At 61.3% G+C, this 21,666-nt stretch carries 17 protein-coding genes and 2 pseudogenes; 6 read left to right on the top strand and 13 right to left on the bottom strand.

The features are described from left to right. Positions 1-70: 70 nt before the first annotated feature. Positions 71-979: an aldo/keto reductase gene (locus OIU19_RS01210; protein ID WP_264232779.1), complete on the top strand. Its 909-nt coding sequence runs from the start codon at positions 71-73 to the stop codon at positions 977-979. Between the two features lie 4 nt (positions 980-983). After that, entirely contained in the window at positions 984-2,261 is a 1,278-nt protein-coding gene (locus tag OIU19_RS01215; protein WP_264232780.1) for an NTP/NDP exchange transporter, read from the top strand. Between the two features lie 149 nt (positions 2,262-2,410). Here OIU19_RS01215 and OIU19_RS01220 read toward each other — a convergent pair. Next, positions 2,411-3,217: pseudogene (locus tag OIU19_RS01220) on the bottom strand (AraC family transcriptional regulator); the annotation flags it as partial. 133 nt (positions 3,218-3,350) lie between these two features. On the opposite strand from OIU19_RS01220, the gene OIU19_RS01225 reads away from it, so the two are divergent. Continuing rightward, the gene (locus OIU19_RS01225) at positions 3,351-3,974 is read left to right on the top strand and encodes a LysE family translocator (RefSeq protein ID WP_264232782.1); all 624 of its coding nucleotides are present in this window, start codon (positions 3,351-3,353) and stop codon (positions 3,972-3,974) included. Positions 3,975-3,980: 6 nt separating this feature from the next. Here the strand turns inward: OIU19_RS01225 and OIU19_RS01230 are convergent, their stop codons facing one another. The 10 genes from OIU19_RS01230 to OIU19_RS01275 all read right to left on the bottom strand — a co-directional run bounded on the left by OIU19_RS01230 (position 3,981) and on the right by OIU19_RS01275 (position 15,072). Next, positions 3,981-4,256, bottom strand: a complete 276-nt coding sequence (locus OIU19_RS01230) for a peptidylprolyl isomerase (protein ID WP_186554429.1) — start codon at positions 4,254-4,256, stop codon at positions 3,981-3,983. Between the two features lie 34 nt (positions 4,257-4,290). Next, positions 4,291-6,249, bottom strand: coding sequence for an acetoacetate--CoA ligase (locus OIU19_RS01235; RefSeq protein WP_264232783.1), 1,959 nt, complete (start codon positions 6,247-6,249; stop codon positions 4,291-4,293). 58 nt (positions 6,250-6,307) lie between these two features. Further along, on the bottom strand, positions 6,308-6,787 hold the full coding sequence (gene eco / locus OIU19_RS01240; RefSeq protein ID WP_264232784.1) for a serine protease inhibitor ecotin: 480 nt from the start codon (positions 6,785-6,787) through the stop codon (positions 6,308-6,310). Positions 6,788-6,842: 55 nt separating this feature from the next. Further along, positions 6,843-7,613: a 3-hydroxybutyrate dehydrogenase gene (hbdH, locus tag OIU19_RS01245; protein ID WP_264232785.1), complete on the bottom strand. Its 771-nt coding sequence runs from the start codon at positions 7,611-7,613 to the stop codon at positions 6,843-6,845. 11 nt (positions 7,614-7,624) lie between these two features. Then, the gene (locus tag OIU19_RS01250) at positions 7,625-9,016 is read right to left on the bottom strand and encodes a GntP family permease (protein ID WP_264232787.1); all 1,392 of its coding nucleotides are present in this window, start codon (positions 9,014-9,016) and stop codon (positions 7,625-7,627) included. Between the two features lie 210 nt (positions 9,017-9,226). After that, positions 9,227-10,618 (bottom strand): sigma-54-dependent Fis family transcriptional regulator, encoded by a 1,392-nt coding sequence (locus OIU19_RS01255; protein WP_264232789.1) that lies wholly within the window; start codon positions 10,616-10,618, stop codon positions 9,227-9,229. Between the two features lie 120 nt (positions 10,619-10,738). Further along, a complete protein-coding gene (locus tag OIU19_RS01260) occupies positions 10,739-11,755 on the bottom strand; it encodes an ABC transporter permease (protein ID WP_264232790.1) in 1,017 nt (338 codons plus the stop codon). After that, positions 11,755-12,813 (bottom strand): microcin C ABC transporter permease YejB, encoded by a 1,059-nt coding sequence (locus OIU19_RS01265; protein WP_264232791.1) that lies wholly within the window; start codon positions 12,811-12,813, stop codon positions 11,755-11,757. The genes OIU19_RS01260 and OIU19_RS01265 overlap by 1 nt, the downstream gene beginning before the upstream one ends. Beyond that, positions 12,810-14,612: an extracellular solute-binding protein gene (locus OIU19_RS01270; protein ID WP_372353278.1), complete on the bottom strand. Its 1,803-nt coding sequence runs from the start codon at positions 14,610-14,612 to the stop codon at positions 12,810-12,812. The genes OIU19_RS01265 and OIU19_RS01270 overlap by 4 nt, the downstream gene beginning before the upstream one ends. Positions 14,613-14,790: 178 nt before the next feature. Next, positions 14,791-15,072, bottom strand: a complete 282-nt coding sequence (locus tag OIU19_RS01275; protein ID WP_264232793.1) for a peptidylprolyl isomerase — start codon at positions 15,070-15,072, stop codon at positions 14,791-14,793. A 160-nt stretch (positions 15,073-15,232) separates the two neighbouring features. Here OIU19_RS01275 and OIU19_RS01280 point away from each other — a divergent pair, with 160 nt between their 5' ends. Further along, positions 15,233-18,184, top strand: a complete 2,952-nt coding sequence (locus OIU19_RS01280; protein WP_264232794.1) for an Ig-like domain-containing protein — start codon at positions 15,233-15,235, stop codon at positions 18,182-18,184. Positions 18,185-18,244: 60 nt separating this feature from the next. Here the strand turns inward: OIU19_RS01280 and OIU19_RS01285 are convergent, their stop codons facing one another. Both OIU19_RS01285 and OIU19_RS01290 read right to left on the bottom strand, forming a co-directional pair. After that, the gene (locus tag OIU19_RS01285; RefSeq protein WP_264232795.1) at positions 18,245-19,315 is read right to left on the bottom strand and encodes a 3-deoxy-7-phosphoheptulonate synthase; all 1,071 of its coding nucleotides are present in this window, start codon (positions 19,313-19,315) and stop codon (positions 18,245-18,247) included. A gap of 620 nt (positions 19,316-19,935) precedes the next feature. Further along, positions 19,936-20,601, bottom strand: coding sequence for a response regulator transcription factor (locus tag OIU19_RS01290; protein ID WP_264232797.1), 666 nt, complete (start codon positions 20,599-20,601; stop codon positions 19,936-19,938). A gap of 200 nt (positions 20,602-20,801) precedes the next feature. Between OIU19_RS01290 and OIU19_RS01295 the strand changes: the two genes are divergently transcribed. Together OIU19_RS01295 and OIU19_RS01300 are read left to right on the top strand one after the other, a co-directional pair. Further along, positions 20,802-21,437: a response regulator transcription factor gene (locus OIU19_RS01295; protein WP_264232798.1), complete on the top strand. Its 636-nt coding sequence runs from the start codon at positions 20,802-20,804 to the stop codon at positions 21,435-21,437. Between the two features lie 86 nt (positions 21,438-21,523). Further along, positions 21,524-21,631 (top strand): annotated as a pseudogene (locus OIU19_RS01300) (DNA-binding response regulator); the annotation flags it as partial. Between the last annotated feature and the right edge of the window lie 35 nt (positions 21,632-21,666).

The following is a 21,666-nucleotide window of genomic DNA, read 5'->3' on the forward strand; positions in this document are numbered from 1 at the left end:
AGAATCACCCACCGGTGCAGGGTGGAGCGGCTAGCCTTGAAAGTTTCCGATTCATGACGGGAGCTTTTCTATGTACGGTCGTCGTGATGTCCTACGCACTGGTGCGGCATTAGGCCTACTGGCTGCCAGCCCTTGGCTACGCGCTGAAACCGCCAGCGGCATGCTCACCCGCAAGGTCCCCGCAACCGGTGAAGCCTTGCCGGTCATCGGCGCTGGCACCTCTGGCAGCTTTGAGGTCGAGGCTGGCTCTGCGCAGTACCAGCAGCTCAAGCAGGTGCTCAAGGCGTTTTTCGACGGTGGCGGCAAGGTCATCGATACCTCGCCCAACTACGGCGGCGCCGATGCCATTCTCGGCCAGTTGCTGGAGGAGGGCGGCTGGCACCGCCAGTGCTTCATCGCCACCAAGATCGCCGCCGACAGCGCCGCTGCCGCCCAGGAGCAGTGGGACGGCACGCTCAGGAGCCTGCGCACCGACAAGGTCGATTTGCTGCAGATCCACAACCTGCGAGACTGGCAACGGCAACTGCCCTACGCCCGCGAGCTCAAGGCCCAGGGCAAGACCCGCTATATCGGCATTACCCACTACCTGGCCAGCGGCCAGGATGATGTCGAGCGGATTGTGCGCAGCGAGAAGCTCGATTTCATCCAGATCAACTATTCGGTCAACTCGCCTGAGGCGGCGAAAAGCCTGCTACCGCTGTGCCAGGACAAGGGCGTGGCGGTGCTGATCAACCGTGCCTTCGATGACGGCCGGCTGTTCGCCAAGGTCAAGGATCAACCGTTGCCGGGCTGGGCGGCAGAGGCCGGGGTTAGCAGCTGGGCGCAGTTGTTCCTGAAGTTCGCCATCAGCCATCCGGCCGTGACGGCGGTGATCCCCGCGACCAGTCGCCCGGACCGTCAGCTCGATCAACTCAAAGCCGGCAGTGGCGCGTTACTCAGCCAGACGCAGCAGCAAGCGCTGATCGAGCAGTTCGCCTGAGCCGATGAGCAACTGGCGGCGGCGCCTGGATCAAGGGCTTAACCTCAAGCCCGACGAGGGCCCGGCGGTGATCGCCGGCCTGGCCTTGTTCTACCTGCTGTTCACCGGTTACTTCATGCTGCGGCCGGTACGCGAGACCATGGGCGTAGCTGGCGGGGTGGACAACCTGCAATGGCTGTTCACTGGCACCTTCGTGGTGACGCTGATCTGCCTGCCGCTGTTCGGCTGGCTGGCTTCGCGGGTCAAACGGCGGCGGATCCTGCCTTGGACGTATGCCTTCTTCGCCAGCAACCTGCTGCTATTTGCCGTGCTGTTTGCCCGCGACCCTGACGATATCTGGCAGGCGCGGGCTTTTTACATCTGGCTGTCGGTGTTCAACCTGCTGGCCATATCCCTGGCCTGGAGCGTGTTGGCTGACCTGTTTTCCAGCGAACAGGGCAAGCGACTGTTCGGCCTGCTGGCGGCCGGCGCCAGCTTGGGCGGCTTGACCGGTCCGGTGCTCGGCACCTTGCTGGTGGCGCCGCTGGGGCATGCTGGGCTGCTGGTCCTGGCGTGTCTGTTGCTGCTTGGCAGCATCGGCGCCACGCTCTACCTGCAGCGCTGGCGTGACCGCCATCCGTTGCCGGCGATGAGTGAGCATCCGGCCTCCAAGCCCTTGGGTGGCAATCCGTTCGCCGGCGCTACTGCGGTGCTGCGCTCGCCGTATCTATTGGGCATCGCACTGTTCGTGGTGCTGCTGGCCAGTGTCAGTACGTTTTTGTACTTCGAACAGGCGCGCATCGTCAGTGAAACGTTCGCTGACCGGACCCGGCAAACCCAGGTGTTTGGCCTGATCGACAGCGTGGTGCAGGCGCTGGCCATACTGACCCAGGTATTTATCACCGGCCGGCTGGCCCGGCGCCTTGGGGTCGGCATGCTCTTGGTGGCAGTACCGCTGGTGATGGCGGCCGGTTTCCTCTGGCTGGCCGTGGCGCCGGTGTTTGCTGTGTTCGTGGTGGTGATGGTGGTACGCCGCGCCGGTGAATACGCCTTGGTTCGCCCTGGGCGGGAAATGCTGTTTACCGTGTTACCTGCTGAAGACAAGTACAAAGCCAAGAACTTCATCGACACCGTGGTCTATCGCGGTGGCGATGCCTTGAGTGGCTGGGTCAAGCGTGCGCTGGATGTGATGGGCGACCACCCACAGCTGGCCATGCTGATCGGTGCGGCGATTGCCCTGGGTTGGGCGGTTACCGGTGGTTGGCTGGGTCGCCGTCAGCGGGGGCTGGAGGAGCGAAACTGAAATGCGGCCTTGGGGCCGCTGTGCGGCCCTTCGCGGGCAAGCCCGCTCCCACAGGGGTAACGCTGCTCTTAAGTTTTGCGCTGTACCTGTGGGAGCGGGCTTGCCCGCGAAGGGCTGCACAGCAGCCCCAATACAGGCGACCCAGCAGTTCGGTAATACCCTGGGGTAGCCGCCGTATGGGCCTTGAATACCCGCTGAAAATGGCTCTGATCAGCGAAACCCAAGCGATAAGCCACCTCAGCAAGTTCCTCACCTTGGCGAAGTAGCTGCCGCGCCCGGTTGATCCGGGCGTTGAGCAGATAAGCGTGGGGCGTAAAACCGGTGGCTGCACGGAAGGCGCGAATCAGCTGATAGCGCCCAAGGTCGGCTTGGCGTGCCAGCGAATCCAAGCTTAACTCGGCCAATTCCGCCTGATCGATATGCTCAATCAGTTGGCCAAGAACAGACTGGCTAAGCGGTGCAAGGGCGACCGCCTCCAGAGCAGGGTATGCACTGAAATCATGATCCCCCATGAACGTCACCAGCGCTGCGTGCTTCTCGGCAACCCCGGCGTCTGAGAACAACAGCGCATTGAGCTGACAAAAGTGCTGGTAAAGCTCCACTGAGCGGACGATGCGCGCCGGTTCACCCGCATCAGCCATTGGAGTACCCATCTCCAGGCGCAGCTCCTGCAACCATTGGGCATTCAGGTGCAGCATCTGGTAACTCCAGGCCGCACCGGGTTCCGGGTTGCAAGCATGCACCCGCTGCGCCGGCACCAGCACCAGAGTGCCTGGCGCCAGGCGCACTTGCCGTTTGCCGGCACCGCTGAAACGGCTAAAACCCTCATCGACCGCACCAATGGAAAACGTGGGGTGGCTATGGGCCTTGTAACAGGCGCGGCTATGACAAGCGCGGCGACTTTCGACGAAGGGCAGGGCGGGGTCATGCCAGATTTCGCTGCTTGCGCAATGCATGGGCCTGTCTCGGGTGTCAGCGGAGCTCGCAGTCTAACCTGTGGCCCACTGTTGCGGCCATTTACCCCATGACTGTGCTTGACGCCGGCAGGCCAGGGCGGCGAGGCTGGCCCGGTCGCAACGGAGAACACTAATGGACCTGTCGAGCCTGCTGCTTTTCATCCCCGCCTGCTTTGCCCTGAACATGGCACCTGGCCCCAACAACCTCTTGTCCCTGCACAATGCCAGCCGTTATGGCCTGCGCACTGCCTGTGTGGCCGGCGCTGGGCGGATTCTTGCCTTCAGCGGCATGATCACCCTGGCGGCAATGGGCCTGGCGGTGGTGCTGCACACCAGCGAATACCTGTTTCTGAGCATCAAGGTGATTGGCGCGGCTTACCTGTTCTACATCGCCTGGCAACTGTGGCGGGCACCGGTTGCTGAGGCGCAACTGGCGGGCGATCACCCGCGCGGCACCTGGCGCCTGGCGCGCCAGGAGTTCTGGGTGGCGGCGGGTAACCCGAAGGCGATTTTGCTGTTCACCGCCTTTTTGCCGCAGTTCGTTTCGATGAACAGCGCCATGCCGGTCAGTGAACAGTTCCTCTGGCTGGGCGGGCTGTTCCTGCTGTTGGAGTGGGCGGCAATCGCGATCTATGCGGGGCTGGGCGCTTACCTGCAGCGCTGGTTCAATCGGCCTGGACCACGACGGGTATTCAACCGGGTCAGTGCTTCGCTGCTTGGTTGTGCCGGGTTAGGGTTGCTGGCAGCGCGGCGCTAGGCTTCATCAATCGCGGTAGAACACCTGCACCAGGTGATAGCCAAACTTTGACTTGATCGGCCCGTGGATCTCTCGCAGGGCTTTCTTGAAGATCACCTGGTCGATCGCGCCGACCATCTGCCCTGGGCGCACTTCACCCAGATCGCCGCCGCGCTTGCCCGACGGGCAGGTGGAAAACTTCTTGGCCAGCACGTCGAAGGCCTCGCCCTTGGCGATGCGTTGCTTGAGCTGTTCGGCCTCGGCAGCGGTCTTGACCAGGATGTGACGGGCTTGAGCTTTCATGGGACACCTGTGTATCGGGCAAAAAAGGGCGCCATTATGCCTGATCGCGCAGCTCTGCGCGGTCGCGGAATTGCTCCAGCGCTTCAGGGTTGGCCAGGGCATCGGTATTTTTCACAGGCTGGCCGTGGACCACATTGCGAATCGCCAACTCCACCAGCTTGCCGCTGATGGTCCGCGGAATATCGTTGACCTGGGCGATCACCGCCGGTACGTGGCGCGGCGTGGTGTACTGGCGAATCACCTGGCGGATACGTTGGCGCAGGGCGTCATCCAGTTGCAGCCCCTCGCGCAGGCGCACGAACAGCACCACGCGCACATCGTTGTGCCACTGCTGGCCAATGGCGACGCTCTCGACCACTTCTTCGACTTTCTCTACCTGCCGGTAGATCTCTGCCGTGCCAATGCGCACCCCGCCCGGGTTGAGCACTGCATCGGAGCGGCCATGGATTATCAGGCCACCTGTGGCACTTTGCTCGGCATAGTCGCCCTGGGCCCAGACCCCGGCAAACTGGCTGAAATACGCCTGTTGGTAGCGGCTGCCATCGGTATCGCCCCAGAATCCCAGCGGCATCGAGGGGAAGTTGCGCGTGCACACCAGCTCGCCTTTCTCGTCGATCAGCGGCTGGCCGTGCTCGTCCCACACCTCCACGGCCATGCCGAGGCCTTTGCACTGAATCTCGCCACGGCGCACTGGCAGTAACGGATTCCCCAGGACAAAGCAGGAGACGATATCGGTGCCGCCAGACATCGAAGCCAGGCACACGTCGGCCTTGATCTGGCGATAGACGTAGTCGTAGCTGTGCGGCGACAGCGGCGAGCCGGTCGAGAGGATCAGACGCAGGCTGTCCAGGCGATGGCTGGTGGCCGGCTGCAGGCCTTCTTGCTCCAGCGCGGCCAGGTATTTGGCACTGGTGCCGAAGGCGGTGACCTGCTCGCTATCGATCAGGTCGAGCAGGCGTTCGGCGCTTGGATGAAATGGCGAGCCGTCGTGGAGCACGATCGTTGCGCCAACGGCTAAAGCGCTGGCCAGCCAGTTCCACATCATCCAGCCGCAGGTGGTGTAGTAGAACAGGACGTCGTCGGCCTTCAAGTCGTTATGCAGGCCATGTTCCTTGAGGTGCTGCAACAACACACCGCCAGCGCGATGGACGATGCACTTGGGCGCGCCGGTGGTGCCGCTGGAGTAGAGGATGTACAGCGGATGGTCGAAGGCCAGCGCAGTGAACTGCGGTTCGCCCTCGGCCTGGTAGAACGCATCCCACAGGCTGACGTTGGGCGCGACGAATTCCTCGGCTTGGGTATGGCTGCGGGTATAGGGCACGATCAGCAAGCGCTCAAGGCCTGGCAGTTGGCTGACCACTTGGTTGATCTTGTCCACCTGGTCGATGGGCTTGCCGGCGTATTCGTAGCCGGCGCAGGCAATCAGGAGTTTCGGCTCGATCTGGCCGAAGCGATCGATGATGCCGTGCAGGCCGAATTCGGGTGAGGAGCTGGACCAGACCGCGCCGATACTGGCGCAGGCGAGCATGGCCACCAACGTTTCCCAGGTATTGGGCATGACCGCAGCAACCCGGTCACCGGCCTGGATGCCACACGCGCTCAAGGCACGCTGGAAACCGGCCACCTGGGCGGCCAGTTGGCTATGGGTGAACCCCTGGCGTTTGCCATCTTCACGCACGGCGATAACCGCCGGGCGGTCGTCGCGGCGCTGCAGCAGGTGTTCGGCGTAGTTGAGGGTGGCGCCAGGGAACCAGCGCGCATCGGGCATCAGCGGGCCTTCTTCGAGTACCTGGCTGGCGGGGGATTGCCACTGTACATGGAAGTACTCCGCCAGGGTCTGCCAGAAGGCTGCGCGGTGCTCGATGCTCCAGCGGTGCAGGGCGGGGTAATCGTTGAGCTGCAGATTGAAACGCAGGTTGACCCGGCGGCGGAAGGCATCCATCCGGCTGGCCTCGATCCGCGCCGTGGAGGGGCGCCAGAGCACATCGTTCATGCCGAAATCTCCGCAAAGGCGTGTAGGCGCGGGCGGGCCCGCGCCTACAGGGGCTCTATTACTCCACTTTAGCTGTTTCTACCTTTTCGGACGCCGACCAAATGCGATAACGCACCTCAACACCTTTGGGCACGTAGACCACCACCGGCAGCTTGCTGTTGTAGCGCAGCATGAAGCCTTCACCGATTACCGGCACGAAGGCCTTGGTTTTCTTGCCATCCGGGCAGGCCATCAGGGTGCTGGCTGGCCCGCCGACTTTATCCAGCCGGTAATAGCTGTAGCCCCAGCCTTCCAGGGTTTTTTCTTCCAAGGTTCCGGCCAGACGCTGACGATTGCAGTCTACCTCAAGGGTTTTGCCAGCCAGGATCTCCAGCTTGTGGGCCGATTCATCAGCCTGCGCGGGCAGGTGGATGACCTGGCGGGTGAAGCCTTTTTCCGCCTCAGGATAGGGCGCGACGTCCTTGAGCGTGGCCGCCATTGCCGGAACGGCGGCGGCCAGGGTCAGGGAAAAGATCGCGGTCAGTGGGAATGGGCGCATGCGGCCTCCTTGCAAGTGAACGAATGCAAGACCGCGCCAGGCCCACCGCCAACCCTCACTGGGCCAGCCAGCCACCATCGACGTTCCAGGCGGCGCCGCGGACCTGGCTTGCGGCCTCGCTGCACAAGAACAATACCAGCTCACCCAGATGCTGGGGGGTGACGAATGCCAAAGAAGGTTGTTTTTCGGCGAGCAAATCGTGCTGCGCTTGCTGCGGATCAGCCCCGGCCGCGGCGCGATCGTCGATCTGCTTCTGCACCAGCGGGGTCAACACCCAACCGGGGCAGATGGCGTTGCAAGTGACATTGCTGGTAGCGGTTTCCAGCCCCACCACCTTGGTCAGGCCGATCACGCCATGTTTGGCAGCCACATACGCGGCCTTGCCAGTAGAGCCCACCAAGCCATGCACCGACGCGATATTGACGATCCGCCCCCAGTTGCGCGCACGCATGCCGGGCAAGGCCAGACGGGTGCCATGAAACACCGCCGAGAGGTTCAGGGCGATGATCTTGTCCCAGCTTTCGAGGGGAAAGTTCTCGACCGGGGCGACGTGCTGGATCCCGGCGTTATTGACCAGGATATCGACCCCGCCAAAGTCGCGCTCAGCCAGGGCGAACAGGTCTTCAATCTGCGTGATCTGGGACAAGTCTGCCGGGTGATGGGCAACCTTCACCCCGTGGCGGGCGATCTCGGCCAGTGCCGGCGCCGGATCGCCGAAGCCATTGAGGATGATGTTCGCCCCAGCGCCTGCCAGTACTTGGGCAATGCCCAGGCCGATGCCGCTGGTGGAACCGGTGACGAGTGCAGTTTTGCCAGTCAGTGTCATGCAAAAGCTCCTTAGACGATGCCGGTGGCGTAGAAGGTCGCGATGACCACGAAAACCGCCAGGGTCTTGATCAGGGTAATCCCAAAAATATCTTTGTAGGCTTCGCGGTGGGTCAGGCCGGTGACGGCCAGCAACGTGATCACCGCGCCGTTGTGCGGCAGGGTGTCCATGCCGCCACTGGCCATCGCCGCCACCCGGTGCAGCACTTCAAGCGGGATGTTGGCGGCGTTGGCCGCTGCGATGAAACTGTCGCCCATCGCTGCCAGGGCAATACTCATCCCGCCTGAGGCCGAGCCGGTGATGCCCGCCAGCAACGTCACGGTGATGGCTTCGTTGACCAGCGGATTAGGGATACCGCGTAGCGCATCGGCCAGCACCAAGAAACCCGGCAGCGAGGCGATCACCGCACCGAAGCCGTATTCCGATGCGGTGTTCATGGCAGCGAGCAAGGCGCCGCTGACAGCGCTTTTGCTGCCCTCGGCCAGGCGCTGGCGGATTGCGCCGAAGGCGCATACCAGCACCATCAAGATGCCCACCAGCAAAGCCGCCTGCACCGCCCAGATCGCGGTCAGCTTGGCCACATCGCTCTGCACTGGCGTGGCCATCCCCGGCAGTTGCAGGCTATGGCTGCTGCCGTACCACTGGGGGATCCAGTGGGTGAACAGCAAGTTCATCACCCCCACCAGCAGCAGCGGGGCGATTGCCAGCAGTGGATTGGGCAGGGCCAGGTCGTCAGCGGTTTCTGGCTCATTGCGCAGTTCGCTGCCATAGCCTTCGCCGGCGCGCTGAGCCTTGTTGCGTTGGCGCTGCAGGTAGAGCATGCCGGTGCAGAACACGAAGATTGTGCCAATCAAGCCCAGCCAGGGCGCGGCCCAGGCCGTGGTGTTGAAGAAGGTGCTGGGGATGATGTTCTGGATTTGTGGCGTGCCGGGCAGGGCATCCATGGTGAAGGAGAACGCACCCAGGGCAATGGTCGCCGGGATCAGGCGCTTAGGGATATTGCTCTGGCGGAACATTTCCGCAGCGAACGGGTACACCGCGAACACCACCACGAACAGCGACACACCGCCGTAGGTGAGCAGGGCGCAGACCAGCACGATCACCAGCATGGCCTGGCGGGTGCCAAGCAGGCGGATGGCGGCGGCAACGATCGAGCGCGAGAAGCCAGACAGCTCGATCAGTTTGCCGAACACCGCGCCGAGCAGAAATACCGGGAAGTACAGCTTGATGAATCCGACCATTTTTTCCATGAACACGCCGGTGAAGGCCGGGGCTACAGCAGCAGGGTCGGTGAGCAGCACCGCGCCGAGGGCGGCGATGGGGGCGAAGAGGATTACGCTGTAGCCGCGGTAGGCGGCGAGCATCAGCAGCGCGAGGGCCGCCAAGGCGATGAGCACAGTCATCGGGTCTATCTCCTGGGTGAATCTTGTTTTTATGGGTTTGCAGGGGATAGCGGGAATCGTGCCAGTTGCTTAAGTGATTGATTTGTATATGTTTATCTTTGAGCTCAGGAATATATGTCTCTGATTTGAGATTGTCGGGGCGCCGAACCGCTGCGATGTGCCGCAAAGCGACCCAACTCTGTGGTCTCTAACTATAGATCGCTAATCTCATTATTGAGACAAAACCCCCAGCGCGACCATCTTCTTGTACAACGTCGATCGTCCCACCCCCAGGCTCTGCGCCGTTTGCGGCACATTTCCAGCATAACGCGCCAAGGCTTCGACAATCACCTTACGCTCAAACTGCTCACACGCTTCGCGCAGCTTCAACGCAACCGGCGCCCCTTCTACAGCCAGCAGAGGGCCTAGCGCTTCATGCAAATCACTCAACCCCAAGCGCGGCTGATCCGCCAACAGCGTGGCCCGCTCCAGCACGTTACGCAGCTCACGAATATTGCCCGGCCAGGCATGGCGCATCAGCAAGGCCTGCGCCTCATCTTCAAGCTCATACTGACTGCCCAAATCCGCCAGAATCGCCTCACACAGTGCCGGCAGGTCATCCAGACGCTCTCGCAGCGGCGGTACCTGGATCGGCAGCACGTTCAGCCGGTAGTACAGATCCGCGCGGAACCGGCCTTCGGCCATGGCCGCCTGCAGGTCGATGGAGGTTGCAGCGATAATTCGCACATCGCTGCGCAGCATCTGGTTGGAACCAACCGGCTCGTACTCTTTCTCTTGCAGCACTCGCAGCAGCTTGCTCTGCAATGCCAGCGGCATATCGCCGATCTCATCGAGAAACAGCGTGCCGCCTTCGGCCAATTGCAGCTTGCCGGACCGGCCCTTGCGCTCGGCACCGGTAAAGGCGCCCGGCGCGGTGCCAAAGAACTCGGCCTCGAGCAGCGTTTCAGGAATCGCGGCGCTGTTGATGCTGACAAAGGCCTTGTGCGCCCTGGCCGAGGCGGCGTGGATGGCGTGGGCCAGCAGCTCCTTGCCGGTGCCGGTTTCACCCAGCAGCAACACCGGCGAATCACTGTTGGCGCCACGCCGGGCACGGCGTTTGGCTTCAAGGCTGGCTGGGCTGGTGCCGACGAACTGGGCGAAGGTGTACTTGGCCTGGCGCGCACGCAACTGCGAACGGGTCGAAGCCAGTTCCTGCTGCATGCTCGAATAACGCTTGAGCAGCGGTGACAAGCTGCGCAGTTCATCGAACAAGGCAAAGCCAATCGCCCCGATCAGCTTGCCCTGGTCGTCATGAATCGGCAGGCGCATGACCACCAAGGGTTCATTGGGCGTATCGAGCATATCCAGCAGGATCGGCTTGCCATCGCTGACCACCTCGCGCATCAGGCTACCGGGAATCACCGCCTCGCACGGCTGGCCGATGGCAGTGGCGGCGTCCGGCAGGCCAAAGCGGCGGGCGTAGCGCTCGTTCATCCAGACAATGCGCGCCTGGCGGTCGACGATCACCGTGCCTTCGCTGGACTGCTCGATGATCTCGAACAGCGAACGGATCGCCAACTGGCGTACTTGGGGATAGTCCTTGAGGCTGTCGCTGTCGTGCATGGGGAGGCCTGGATAGGTGGAGCATGATTAAAGGTTTGTCAGTCGTAGCGGGTTGGCTGTTTCGCGGGCAAGCCCTCTCCCACAGGGAGCGCAGCGATCCGCTTGCCAGTGCTGAGCCTGTTACCTGCGCGGGTCGAACGCCTCGCGCAGGGCATCACCCATGAATACCAGCAACGAGAGAATCAAGGCCAGGGCAAAGAATGCGGTGAAGCCTAGCCAAGGCGCCTCCAGATGCTGCTTGCCCTGGGTCACCAACTCGCCCAGCGAGGCGCTGCCAGCAGGCATGCCGAAGCCGAGGAAATCCAGGGCGGTGAGAGTGGTGATGGCGCCGGTGAGCATGAACGGGATGAGCGTCAGGGTGGCATTCATGGCATTGGGCAGGATATGCCGCAGCATGATCTGGCTGTCCGCCAGGCCCAGCGCGCGGGCCGCCTTGACGTACTCAAGGTTGCGCCCGCGCAAGAACTCCGCACGCACCACATCGACCAGGGTCAGCCAGGAAAACAACGCCATGATCCCCAGCAGCCACCAGAAATCCGGCTCGACAAAGCCACTGAGGATGATCAGCAAATACAGCACCGGCAACCCCGACCAGACCTCCAGCAAGCGCTGCCCAAGCAAGTCGACCCAACCGCCGTGATAGCCCTGCAAGGCGCCGGCCAGCAGCCCGATCAGCACACTGACGACCGTCAGGGAGAAGGCGAACAGCAGCGATACCCGCGTACCATAAAGCACCCGCGCCAGCACATCGCGCCCCTGATCATCGGTGCCCAGCCAGTTTGTGCTGGTGGGCGGGCTGGGGGTCGGCACTTGCAGGTCGTAGTTGGGGGTATCGGCACTGAACGGGATCGGGGCAAACAACATCCAGCCACCCTGGCCCTCGATCAGCTCGCGTACGTATTGGCTGCGATAGTCCGGCTGGAACGGCAATTGCCCGCCAAACGCCTGCTCGGTGTAACGCTTGAGCGCCGGTACGTATAGCTCACCCTTGTACGACAGCAGCAGCGGTTTGTCGTTGGCCACCAGCTCAGCGCCCAGGCTCAGCAGCAACAGCCCGGCAAACAGCCACAGGGAAATCCAGCCGCGACGATTGTCGCGAAAGCGTTGCAGGCGGCGCCGCGAGACAGGCGAGAGCATCAATGCGCCCTCGTGTCGAAGTCGATACGCGGATCGAGCAGGGTGTAGCACAAGTCACCGATCAAGCGAATCAGTAGCCCGGCCAGGGTAAAGATGAACAGCGTGCCGAACACCACCGGATAGTCGCGTGATACAGCGGCCTCGTAGCTCATCCGCCCCAGGCCGTCGAGCGAGAAGATCACTTCGATCAGCAAGGAGCCGGCGAAAAACACTGTGATCAGCGCCTGCGGCACCCCAGCCACCACCAGCAGCATCGCATTGCGCAGTACATGCCCATACAGCACCCGCCGCTCGCTCAGGCCCTTGGCGCGTGCGGTGACCACGTACTGACGGGAAATCTCGTCGAGAAAGGCATTTTTGGTCAGCAGGGTCAGCGTAGCGAAACCGCCGATCACCAACGCGCCGACCGGCAACACCAAGTGCCAGAAATAATCCGCGACTTTGCCCAGCAGGCTCAGCTGGTCGAAGTTTTCCGAGACCAGCCCGCGCACCGGGAACCAGTTCAGCGACGTGCCGCCCGCGAACAGCACGATCAACAGCAAGGCGAACAGGAACGAGGGCAGGGCATAGCCAATCACGATCAGCGCACTGCTCCAGGCGTCGAACCGACTGCCGTGGTGCACGGCTTTGCGAATCCCCAGGGGGATGGACACCAGGTAGGTGATCAGCGTCGCCCAAAAGCCCAGCGACAGGGTCACTGGGAGTTTTTCCAGGATCAGGTCAGTGACCTTGGCGCCGCGAAAGAAGCTGCTGCCAAAGTCGAGCCTGGCGTACTGGCCGAGCATCAACCAGAGACGTTCCGGGGCGCTCTTGTCGAAACCGTACTGACGCTTGATCTCTTCGATCAGCTTCGGGTCCAGCCCGCGTGTGGCCCGCGATTCACCCTGGACCGTCTCGACCCGTGCCCCGGGTGCGCCACCGCCAATTCCTTGCAGACGCGCGACTGCTTGCTCCACGGGGCCACCGGGCGCTGCCTGGACGATGGCGAAGTTGACCAGCAGGATCGCCAGCAAGGTGGGAATGATCAACAACAGCCGGCGCAGGATGTAGCTCGTCATGGCGAAGTCTTCCGGCGCTCGGCCATCTGTTCGTTGGTCAGGGCGGTGGGGCTGATTTCCCACCAGGTATCCAGGCCTTCGTCATAGCTCGCTTGCACCTTGGGCAGGCCGAAGCGATTCCACCACACAGTCGAGCTGCCGGGCGGGTAGTAGTTGGGGATCCAGTAGTAGTTCCATTGCAGCACCCGGTCCAAGGCGTGGGCGTAGCGCAGCATGCTCGCCTGGCTGTCAGCCCGCACCAGGCCATCGAGCAGGGTATCCACGGCAGGGTCCTTGAGCACCATCAGGTTGTTCGAGCCCGGGTCGTTGGCCGATGCCGAGCCAAAGTAGTTGTATAGCTCAGCGCCCGGCGACAGGGTGACTGGGTAGCCGGTGACGATCATGTCGTAGTCGCGTGCCATCACCCGGTTGATGTATTGCGCCGAGTCGACGTTGCGAATGTTCAGGGTGATACCGATCTGCGCCAGGTTGCGCTTCCACGGCAGCAACAACCGCTCAAGGCCAGACTGGCCGTTGAGGAAGGTGAACTCCAGGGGCTCGCCCTGGGCGTTCACCAGGCGATCCCCCTCGGGCTGCCAACCCGCGCTTTGCAGCAGTTGCAACGCTTGCAACTGCTGCGGGCGGATGATCCCGGAGGCATCGGTGACCGGGGCGCTGAAGACTGTGCTGAACACCTCATCCGGCACCTGGCCGCGCAACGGTTCCAGCAGCTTGAGCTCTTCGCCATCCGGCAGTTGCCGCGCGGCCAGTGGGGTATTGGAGAACACGCTCTGCTGGCGGATGTACATACCGCGCATCATCTGCCGGTTGCTCCATTCGAAATCCCAGAGCATGGCCAGCGCCTGACGGGTGCGGCGGTCCTTGAACATGGCGTGGTCCAGGTTGAACACAAAGCCCTGGGCGGTCTGTGGCTTGGCAGGCCCCAGGTGTGCACGCTGCAAGCGGCCATCGTCGAGCTGCGCGCCGTTGTAGCCAATGGTGTAGGCGGTGGCGGAGAACTCGCGGTTGTAATCGTAGCCACCGCCGCGCAATACCTGGCGCGCGACTTCGGTATCGCCGAAAAACTCGATGCGGATACGTTCGAAGTTATAGCGCCCACGGCTGACCGGCAGGTCTTTGGCCCACCAATTGGCATTGCGCTCAAACGTAATGCTGCGCCCGTTATCGATCCGGCCGATACGATAAGGCCCACTGCCAACGGGTTTGCTGAAGCCTGCGCCACTGGCAAAGTCACGCTGTTGCCAATCGTGCTCGGGCAAAACTGGCAGACTGGCCAGATCCAAGGGCAGGGTACGGCCATGAGGCTGCTTGAAGTCAAAGCGCACCCGTTGCGGGCTTTCTACCGTGACCTTGGCGACGTCAGCGAATTGGGTGCGGAATTTAAGGCTGCCCTTGCTCATCAGCAGCTCGAAGGTAAAACGCACATCCTCGGCACGCACCGGCTTGCCATCGGCAAAGGTCGCGCGCGGATCGAGGTCAAAGCGCAACCAGGCATCGTCCGGTCCACGCTCCATGCGGCGGGCGATCAGCCCATAAACGGTGTAAGGCTCATCGAACGAACGCACTGCCAGTGGTGCATACAGCCAGCCATCGACTTCACTGACGCCAGTGCCCTTGTCGATGTAAGGCAAGATATGGTCGAACTGACCAATCTCGATCGCCGAGCGGCGTAGGGAGCCGCCCTTGGGGGCATCGGGATTGACGTAATCGAAGTGGCGGAACGCTTCGGCGTAGCGGGGGGCTTCGCCATAGACCGTGAGTGCGTGGGAAGCACCCGCATAGGCGCTGGACGACTGCACCAGCAGACAGGCCAGCAACCCGCGCCAGGCGCATTTCCCCAAACGACTCAGCACCTTGTAGGAGCGGGCTAGCTCCGCGATAGCGTCAGCAACGTCACCACAGTTAGCTGCCAGATCACCCTCGACCGAGCACCTCACCCCCACAGGCTGCATAGCGTTCCTGAGGAACAATCGCCGATCAGTCCTGGCGGCTGGTCACTTCAAGCAGGTGGTAACCGAACTGAGTCTTGACCGGACCTTGCACGACGTTGATCGGCGCGCTGAACACCACGGTGTCGAATTCCTTGACCATCTGGCCTGGGCCGAACGAGCCCAGGTCACCGCCTTGGCGGCTGGACGGGCAGGTCGAGTTGGCTTTGGCGACTTCGGCGAAATCGGCACCCGCTTCGATCTGGGCTTTGAGTTCGTTGCACTTGTCTTCGCTGGCAACCAGGATGTGACGGGCGGTGGCACGGGCCATGAGGTAACTCCTTGGGGGAAAAGGCACAGGGTAGCCTAAACGCTACGTTTTGACAGCCTGGCTGTAGTCTGGCCTAGCATTTTTGCCAGTTGTTGGTTTTGGCGCGCAGCGTCAGATTGGCCGTTAGAGCACCGCCGCTCTTCGCCCAGGAAACGCTGCCATGACCGACCTGAATATTTTCGATGAGATGTACCGAAAGAAGGTAGAAGCTGCCAACAATCCGACAACTGCCCAACCCACGCCAACCTCAGTTGAGGAACCCTCCGTTGAACCCTCGCAACCAGACAGTGAGCCTAAAATTGAAGGGAGGATGCACTTCGGCCTGACTTTCCTGGAACCTGAACGATCCCATCGGTTGCTGGAGGGGGAAGCAGCAATCGAAACAATGAAGTCGACCTATGCTTCAGTTGTAGCAAGACAGGCGACTAACCGCGCGATGGTATCCACCCAGCAGGAGCCAGACGGTTTCGGGCCGGCGGTACCGACAGTTTTTGTCTTGATCGGTACTGACGACAACCCGGTTGTCGGGCTCAATCTGGCCGGCGTGCTGGGGCGCCACCTCGATCCCGATACCAACCAAACAGTCATGGGATTACAGGTGGCTCTCCGACCGTTCGAAGGCCGGTCGACCCAGCACACTTACCAGCTGTTCTGGCATGAAGCAGGCATCGTCAATCCTGCTCCGGTATTGACCGTGCCGGTCCGGGCTGGGCAAGAACAGGAAACTATTCTGGCGGTTATTCCGGCAGCCGCTGCGGTAATCGGTAACGGCTTGTGGTATCTCAGAGTCACCACTGCCGGCGTTGGCAACCCAATTGAAACTGTACCGCTCGATGTGTTCTATAAGGACACTGTGCCCGGCGGTGTCGACGAGAGTCCTGCTGCAACGCACCCGGGCTTACTGGCGCCCACACTGACGCTTCCGCCGCAGCTGGTACCCGAGTCACAGATTGCCGTCACCATTGCGCCGTATGTGAATCTAACTGCCGGCGATGTCATCAGTCTGTTCATCGGCAACGTCGTGATCAGCCAAACGGTGTTGGCAAGCCAAGTCATTGCGGGCCAACCGTTGGTACTGATGGTCTCCAGCACTGCGCTGGAACCTATCCAGAGTCTGGACACGGTAACGGTGTTCTGGAGAGTGGTAGACCTGGTGCTCAACCCTCAGCCCAAACCATCCCTATCAACACTGCTCAGGCCCAATTTCAGCGATGGACGACTTGGCGTCCCGCTGCTGCTGATCGACAACGTGCGACAGGATACGGAAATTCATCTGGACGAGCTTGGCAGGCTAGATCTTGAGGTACGCATTCGCGCGACCAGTCCACCGTTTTTGACTTCAGACCAAATCGTCACCAGCTATGAAATCACCTCCAGCGATGGGCAATCGGTCCGAAGCGGAAACTCCATCTTGCCAGTCGGTGACGCGGAGGGCGGGGACCATAACAGTGCAATCCCCAATGCTGATCTACTGCTTGGTGCCGCAGGTCAGTTGTGGGTCAGCTATGTGCAGTTACGCAACGGGGTTCAGATCGATCGTTCGCCGCGCATCAGCCGATTTATCAGAGCTGCGGTTCGTCGTCTACCGGCGCCCGTAGTACGCGAAGCCAGGGGGCTGTTGCTAGCCGCCGATCTGCCTGAACTGACGGTTGAGCTGCGCTGGCCGACGATCAGTCTGCAGGAGCGGGTTACAGTCGTGCTCGATGGCACGTCGGCCGCTAATCGGAGCTTCCAGAGTACATTTGCATTTCCCATCGATAGCCGGGATGTTGAGAGCGGGGTCAAAGTTGTAAGGCTCAATGCGTCTGGAATGTTGGCTGAGGTGGATGGTGGACGATTGACTGTAAGCTACCGAGTGCAGCTAGGCGAGGCGGAGCCGGTGTCGTCAGCAGCGCTTAACTTGCTGGTGGGTGATCAAGTGGCATTGCTACCCGCTCCGTTAGTGCAGGGGCTGAGCCAGAACAGAACCTTACCTTCCACTAGCAGCGCTACCGTCACGATCACCTACGACGGCATGAGCTCGGAGGATTATGTAAGCCTGGTGTTGGTACCGTCGACGAGTGCAACTCATACCATCGAACAGTTCGGCTCTACCACGCCGGTGTCGATCACCGTTAAGCAAGATGTCGTTGCCAGCTGGCTGAATGAAGTGGTGCAGGTCTTCTACACAGTGAGAGATCGCAACGGCCGCGTACGTCTATCGCAGCAAGAGACGATGATCGTTGCCGACCCTCAACCGTTGAACCTGGTGCGCCCAGAGTCGCCGCTTGCTGTCGGTGGGCTGCTCGCTCCAGGCGTGATTCCAGAGATGCCCGGTGCAACCTTTACCGTGAATTTCCCCGGGATGCTCCCGCTGGATCAAGTGCAATTATTGGTGAGCGGTGTTGGTTCACATGCCAGCGCAGTTCAAACCGTCAGCCGTCCTGGGCCGCTCACGTTTGTTGTTCCTCGAAACGTCATTTTGGCCAGTCTACTGAAGACCGTGCGGGTCTATTACACCTTGACTCGAAACGGGCAAGCTCCTCAGCATTCAGCCCAATTAGACTTATTGGTCAACCCACCGCTGATGGTGGATCAACGTCCGCTGGTGCTTAATGGCATTTCTGTAAAAATGCCAAGTTGGACAAGAACCGGGGCGGACTCTATTAATAACACCGCCGTTAGGGCCGCGACTGGTGGACAAGCACCCTACACCTACAGTTCTAGCAATCCTGCGGTTGCAACAGTGACTTCTACCGGGCGCGTGGTCGGGGAAAGGAATGGAAGTGCAACCATCACTATTGCAGATGCAAGAGGAACACGGGTTTCCTATCAGGTGCAGGTGAGTAACGTCTACACTCTGGTAGTCAACACCGGCAAGCTTAGTGATGCTCAGTTCAATACCTGGCTGAGACAGACGGGTGTGCATGTTAGCCAGCCAATGAGCTCTGACATCGCTCGAGTGTATGGCGCCATGCAGCTAAGGCAATATACCTGGTTAAGCGTTCCTCCAAATAGTCCGCGATATTGGTGGTTCTTTCACACAACCATTCGCTCCAGCGCTGCCTGGGGCGCTGATGGTGGCCCACACCAGCGCTTGAATGGAGTCTGTGCGAGGCTGTACAACGCCTAAATGCAGCTAAGCAGCACCCGCAACCGCCCGACAGCAGTGCGGGTGCTTTTGGGCCAAGGCTCAAGCACCCTGGCGGGCGAGTTTGCTCGCTGCAGCCGTGAGAAGTTGCGCTGTTTTGTCCCAACCCAAACAACCATCGGTGATGGACACACCGTATTTCAACGGTGTTTTGCCCAACGCCTGGCAGCCATCGAACAAATGCCCCTCAAGCATCACTCCCACCAACGACGTATCGCCTGCTAAGCGTTGCGCCAGCACCTGTTCGAACACCGCCGGCTGCCTTGCCGGATCCTTGCCACTGTTGGCATGGCTGCAGTCCACCATGATTCGCGCCGCCAGACCGACCTTGGCCAAGCCAATGCGTGCCTGAGCCACGCTATCGGCATCGTAGTTCGGCCCTTTGTGGCCACCGCGCAGCACCAGGTGCGTATCAGGATTGCCCAGCGTCTCGATGATCGCCGGGTAGCCTTGCGCATCCATCCCGAAGTGACGATGCGGGTGCGCCGCGCTGCGCATGGCATCGCAAGCAGTGCCAATACCGCCATCGGTGCCATTCTTGAAGCCCACTGGCAACTCAAGCCCACTGACCATCTCGCGGTGAATCTGCGATTCGGTAGTGCGCGCACCAATCGCGGCCCAGCTCAGCAGGTCATCGAAGTAGCCAGCGGCCATCGGTTGCAGCAATTCGGTGGCAATCGGCAACCCGCGTTCGAGCATGTTCAGCATCAAGCCACGGCAGAGGGCGATACCGGCGTGCATGTCGTCGCTGCCATCGAGGTGCGGATCGTAGGCCAGGCCTTTCCAGCCGACCGTGGTGCGCGGTTTTTCCACGTAGGCGCGCATCACCAGCAGCAACTGGTCATCGACCTCACGGCTCAAGGCGGCGAGGCGGTCAGCGTATTCCAGGGCTGAACGTGGGTCGTGGATCGAGCAGGGGCCAACCACGACCAGCAGGCGCGAATCGCGGCCGTCAAGAATATTGCGGATGGCCTGGCGGTGCCGCTGCACTTGCTGGGCGAGTTCGCTGGAGAGCGGCATCTGCTGCTTGAGCAGGTGTGGGCTGGGTAGGCGCTGGCTGACGGTGGTGTTGGCAGCTTGCGGTTGGCTCAGGGCGAGGTTGGAGGTTTGCATGGCGTATTGTTCCCTGGGCGGACGGCGGGTTGATGCCCGCGCAGTCGGCCCTATCGAGGTGTTCGACAGATCGTCAAATGGGGTTGTTGTGCGGCATTGCCACCACGAATCGACCGAACGGAGGCGGCAGGCTGGCCCGAACGGGATTGGCTAAATCGCCAGGCGTAGGTGCTTGGGTAGGCGTAGGTGGCGTAGTTCATCGATCTGTCCTCAGGTGCAATCTGTGTGTTTTTCAAAGGTCTGGAAAAGCAAAACCCCCGGTCGGGGAGCCGACCGGGGGTTGAGTATTCTCGTATTCGGCGGCCCCTCGAAGAGTGGGCGCCGTTGGGGTATCAGCGGCGCCTAGTGGCTAAACCAATACCCAAAATAAAAGCTGGCAACGGACGAGCAGGCGACAACGGCCAGCACGCGGCGCAGGATGCGAGCGGTGTGGTTGGCGTGGTCGTGGATGCTGTGGGTCATGTTGCTCTCCAGTGAATGAGCCCGAGCTTACTGCACCTGTAACAAGGTGTTCAATGGATAAATGCTATCGGCGCAATGATTTTTCTGACACACCATTGCTCTCAAAATCAGCAAGGCCCGCTGTAGGAGCGGGCTTGCCCGCGAACAGACCCTAAGGTTCACCGCCGCAGATAAGCACTGAAATCGATATCCCCAGCACTGAGAATCGCCTGCACCCGATTGTGCACATTGAGCTTGCGTAGGATCGCCGAGACATGCGCCTTGACCGTGGTCTCGGCGATATCCAGGTTATAGGCGATCTGCTTGTTCGACTCGCCCTTGGTCATCCGCTCGAGCACCAGCAGTTGCTTGCGCGTCAGCGCCTGCAGCAGCTCCGGGGCAAAGCCATGGTGCTCGCTGGTCGCGCGGCGGCTGCCCGGTTTCTGGGTGCGGATGATGTCCGGTGGCAGGTAGACGTTGCCGTTGAGAATCTGCTCGATCGCCTCGGTCATCTGCGAGCGCGGCGAGGACTTGGTGATAAAACCTACCGCACCATAGGTGATCGCCTGCAACACCACTTGCTTGTCCTGTTCGGCTGACACGATCACCACCGGAATGGTCGGGGCTTCGTTGCGCAGGTTCATCAACCCGCCCAGCCCATGCATGCCCGGCATGTTCAGATCCAGCAGGATCAAGTCCAAATCATCGTGTTCACCGGTCAGGGCCAGGGCGCTGTCGAGGTCTGCGGTCTCCATCACTTCGCTACCGGGAAAGCCATCGGCGATCACATTGTGGATGGCCTCGCGAAACAACGGGTGATCGTCGGCAATGAGGATCTTGTACATGGCTGTGCACCTTATTGTTGTATGTGTGCTCGCACGCAAGGGGCAGTTCGCTAGGCAGCCCTTGTTATGCCGCTATTAAGAGCCGGTAGCAAGGCTTTGTGAATGCGACCATCGCCAGGCAAACCAGTACCAAAGTAGTAGAGGGTGGCAGGCGCGCTGCTTCTAGCATGGGGCGATACCTTCGCGCAGGAGCAGCACCCATGGCCATTTTGCTGGTGGACGATCATCCGCTGCTGCGCATCGGCCTGGCGGCGACCCTGGCCCAGGCGATGCCCGAGATGCAGGTGCTGCAGGCCGACAGTGGCGAGGCGGCCCTGGCCCAGGTCCAGGCCCAGGTGCCAGGGCTGGTGATCATGGACTTCGATTTGCCCGGCATCAGCGGATTGGAAACTACCAAGCGACTGCGCCAGCGCCTGCCGCAGCTACGCGTGTTGTTTTTCAGTGAACACACCGAGCTTGGCGTGGTACGTCAGGCCCTGGAAGCGGGGGCGTGCGGGTTCTTGTCCAAGCAGGTGGCTCCGCAAGTGTTGCTTGAAGCGGTGCAGCGAACCATGGCTGGGCATGCCTATATCGAGCAAGCCCTGGCGACCGCGCTGGCTTGCCAGCCGCGTCAGCATGGGCGGGACCGTTTGCAGGGATTGACCCAGCGCGAAACGGAGATTTTCCTGATGCTGGCCAAGGGCACGGCGGTGCGCACTATCGCCGAGCAGCTGTGTATCAGCAGCAAGACCGTGTCCAATCACCTGACTTTACTCAAGAGCAAATTGCAGGTCAGTTGCCAGGCGGAGCTGGTGCACCTGGCCATCGAGGCAGGGTTGCTGCGGGTTGCCGCCTGAGGGGGTTCAATACAGGCCTCTTCGCGGGCAAGCCCGCTCCTACAGGCTCAGTGCCAGCGCCAAGATCAGCGCGGTACCTGTGGGAGACCGTGTCCAATCACCTGACCTTGCTCAAGAGCAAATTGCAGGTCAGTTGCCAGGCGGAGCTGGTGCACCTGGCCATCGAGGCAGGGTTGCTGCGGGTTGCCGCCTGAGGGGGTTCAATACAGGCCTCTTCGCGGGCAAGCCC

The organism is Pseudomonas sp. BT-42-2 (assembly GCF_025847435.2).
GTDB classification, from domain to species: domain Bacteria; phylum Pseudomonadota; class Gammaproteobacteria; order Pseudomonadales; family Pseudomonadaceae; genus Aquipseudomonas; species Aquipseudomonas urmiensis.